This is a genomic window from Streptomyces muensis, from assembly GCF_021474425.1.
GTDB classification, from domain to species: Bacteria; Actinomycetota; Actinomycetes; order Streptomycetales; family Streptomycetaceae; genus Streptomyces; species Streptomyces muensis.
The window spans coordinates 1-3,539 of the sequence record NZ_JAKEIP010000466.1; the positions used below are offsets into that span (position 1 = coordinate 1).

Sequence of the window (3,539 nt, forward strand, 5' to 3'; positions counted from 1 at the left end):
GCTGGGTGGCTGGGTGGCCGGGTGGCCGGCGTGGGTTCGGTGCTTTGGGGGCCGGTGGCGCCTGAGGCCGGTGGCTTCTGTGGTCTTGGTGGGCTGTAGGCCCGGTGATTGACGTGGGCCCGGGACTTTGAGGGCCGGTCGCGCCTGAGAGCGGCGGCTTCTGTGGCCTTGGCGGGCTGAAGGTTCGGTTGACTGGCGTGGGTTTGGTGCTTTGGGGGCCGGTGGCGCCTGAGGCCGGTGGCTTCTGTGGCCTGGCGGGCTGCAGGCCCGGTGATTGACGTGGGCCCGGGGCCTTGAGGGCCGGTGGGCGCCTGAGAGCGGTGGCTTCTGTGGTCTCGATGGCTCGGGGGGGCGCCCGTGTGTTGGTACCTGGAGGTGCCGCGTCCCGGAGGGGGCTGGCATGCCTCTGCCCTCCCGGGTGCGCTTCGGGAGGGCAGAGCGTCGGGGGTGTCAGCCGTTGCGAGGGCCGGGGAACGCCGTGGGCCTGGCCTCGTCGCGGATGGCGGGACTGCCTGCCGTCGGCTGCGTCGGCATGGAGCGGGCTGCGGGGACCGTCGGCACCGTGGGGAGGGCGGTGGTGACGTTGACCGTCCGGGTGCCCGAGGGCTCGGTCGTCCGCTCGGCCTCGGCCGCCGCCTGGGTGGCGGCGCGGCGCGCGCCGTAGCGGCGGTGGACGGCCTGCTTGGTGACGCCGAGAGCGGAACCGACCGCGTCCCAGGAGAAGCCGAGCGAGCGGTCGAAGTCCACCGCTGCCGTGACCAGGGTCTCGACACTGTCCCGTAGCTCCTGGGCGAGACGGACCGTCGGGGCGGGAGCGCGTCCGTAGACGACGAAGCCCGTGGAGGGGCCGGAGCGGCGCGGGCGGTAGACGTTGCCCAGTTGGGCGGTGAGCGTACGCAGTGCGTCCACCTGCCGGCGGACCCGCTCGATGTCCCGCACCAGCAAGTGCAGGCTGGCCCGAGCCTGGGCGTCGTGGGTTGCGTGGTCGGCCATGAACAAGCCTCTCGAACCGGCGTTGAAAAGGAGAGGGCCGCGCCGCGGATACGGCGGGTGCGGCCCGTTGTGGTCAACTCTTTCTTGACCAACGCGGGAGTGGTCCGGGGGTCACGCAGTGGGGGCGTATGGGCATATGCCCACGCCCCTGGGTGAGGGGTGCGCGCCTCGGCCCTCGGCCTCGGATCGCGGGGGTTCCCCATGAGAGCCCATGTGAGCGCCGTCCCGGGCACCCATAGACTTGTGTGTCGCCCAACCGACCCCGCCCGAGAGGCCCGTGCCCACCCATGAAGCTTGTCTTCGCCGGTACCCCCGAGGTTGCCGTTCCCGCTCTGGACGCTCTGATCGCCTCCGGGCGGCACGAGGTGGCCGCTGTTGTGACGCGGCCGGACGCGCAGGCGGGGCGCGGGCGCCGGATGGTGGCGAGTCCGGTGGCCGAGCGGGCCGAGGAGGCCGGGATCGAGGTGCTCAAGCCGGCCAGGCCGCGTGACCCCGAGTTCCTGGAGCGGCTCAGGGAGATCGCGCCCGACTGCTGCCCCGTCGTCGCCTACGGCGCCCTGTTGCCCCGCGTCGCCCTCGACATCCCGGCCCACGGCTGGGTCAACCTGCACTTCTCGCTGCTGCCCGCCTGGCGTGGGGCCGCGCCCGTGCAGCACGCCATCATGGCGGGCGACGAGATCACCGGGGCCTCCACCTTCCTCATCGAAGAGGGCCTCGACTCCGGGCCCGTCTACGGCACCGTCACCGAGGAGATCCGGCACACCGACACCAGCGGCGACCTGCTGACCAGGCTTGCCTTCGCCGGGGCCGGGCTGCTCGCCGCGACCATGGACGGGATCGCCGACGGCACCCTCAAGGCCGTACCCCAGCCGTCCGACGGGATCACCCTCGCGCCCAAGGTCAACGTGGAGGACGCTCATATCGACTGGGCCGCCCCTTCCCTGCGCGTCGACCGGCTCGTGCGCGGGTGCACCCCGGCGCCGGGCGCCTGGACCACCTTCCGCGGTGAGCGGCTCAAGCTCATCCAGGTGCAGCCGGTGCCCGGGCGGGACGATCTCGCCCCGGGAGCGCTGTCCGTGGGGAAGAACAACGTGTACGTCGGGACCGGGTCGTACGCCGTGGAGTTGCTGTGGGTGCAGGCTCAGGGCAAGAAGCCGATGCGGGCCGCGGACTGGGCGCGGGGCGTGCGGATCGGGGAGGGGGAGGGCCTCGGGGTCTGACCGACGGCTCCGACTGGCTGCTCCGACCGACCGAGGCCCGGCCTCGGGGCAGCCGTCCGTCCGGGGCGTCGGGCGACGTAGGCTGGTCGTACATCTCTTCCAGCAATCCGGAGCACCTTTTTCGTGAGCGACACCTCCCGTCGGCCCCGCAGAACCGGCAAGCCCTATCGACGGCCCAAGAAGGACCCCGTCCGCGTCCTCGCCTTCGAGGCGCTGCGCGCCGTGGACGAGCGGGACGCGTACGCCAACCTCGTGCTGCCGCCGCTGTTGCGGAAGGCGCGGGAGAAGGGCGACTTCGACGGGCGTGACGCCGCGCTCGCGACCGAGCTGGTGTACGGGACGCTGCGGTGGCAGGGGACGTACGACGCCGTCATCGCCGCCTGTGTGGACCGGCCGCTGCGTGAGGTCGACCCGCCGGTGCTCGACGTGCTCAGCCTGGGGGTGCATCAGCTGCTCGGGACGCGGATCCCGACGCATGCGGCCGTGTCCGCGTCCGTGGAGCTCGCGCGGGTCGTTCTGGGGGACGGGCGGGCCAAGTTCGTCAACGCCGTGCTGCGGAAGGTCGCGCAGGACGATCTCGACGGGTGGATCCAGCGGGTCGCTCCGCCGTACGACGACGATCCCGAGGACCATCTCGCCGTCGTGCACTCGCATCCGCGGTGGGTCGTCTCGGCGCTGTGGGACTCGCTCGGTGGTGGGCGGGCCGGGATCGAGCGGTTGCTGGCGGCCGACAACGAGCGGCCCGAGGTGACGCTCGTCGCGCGGCCGGGGCGGGCCACGACCGAGGAACTGCTCGGTGCGGAGGCGGCGGTGCCGGGGCGGTGGTCGCCGTATGCCGTGCGGCTCGCCGAAGGCGGGGAGCCGGGGGCTGTCGAGGCCGTGCGGGAAGGGCGTGCGGGGGTGCAGGACGAGGGGAGTCAGCTCGTCGCTCTCGCGCTGGCGAACGCGCCGTTGGAGGGGCCGGACGAGAAGTGGCTCGACGGGTGTGCCGGGCCGGGGGGCAAAGCGGCGTTGCTCGGGGCGTTGGCCGCGGAGCGGGGGGCCATGTTGCTGGCCTCCGAGAAGCAGCCGCATCGGGCGGGGCTTGTGGCGAGGGCGTTGGAGGGTAATCCGGGGCCGTATCAGGTGATCACCGCGGATGGGACGCGGCCGGCCTGGCGGGGTGGGAGCTTTGACCGGGTGCTGGTGGATGTGCCGTGTACGGGGCTGGGGGCGTTGCGGCGGCGGCCGGAGGCTCGGTGGCGGCGGCGGCCGGAGGATCTTGACGGGTTTGCTCCGCTGCAGCGGGGGTTGTTGCGGGCGGCTCTTGATTCTGTGCGGGTGGGT

The 3,539-nt window shown here is 72.9% G+C and carries 3 protein-coding genes; 2 read left to right on the forward strand and 1 reads right to left on the reverse strand.

What is annotated here, in order from left to right:
• Nucleotides 1–450: 450 nt before the first annotated feature.
• Nucleotides 451–993 (reverse strand): hypothetical protein, encoded by a 543-nt coding sequence (locus L0P92_RS43105; RefSeq protein WP_234768592.1) that lies wholly within the window; start codon nt 991–993, stop codon nt 451–453.
• Between the two features lie 287 nt (nt 994–1,280).
• On the opposite strand from L0P92_RS43105, the gene fmt reads away from it, so the two are divergent.
• Together fmt and L0P92_RS43115 are read left to right on the forward strand one after the other, a co-directional pair.
• Nucleotides 1,281–2,213, forward strand: a complete 933-nt coding sequence (gene fmt, locus L0P92_RS43110) for a methionyl-tRNA formyltransferase (RefSeq protein WP_234768593.1) — start codon at nt 1,281–1,283, stop codon at nt 2,211–2,213.
• A 123-nt stretch (nt 2,214–2,336) separates the two neighbouring features.
• Nucleotides 2,337–3,539 (forward strand): transcription antitermination factor NusB (locus L0P92_RS43115; protein ID WP_234768594.1); only part of this gene is annotated, 1,203 nt, incomplete at its 3' end.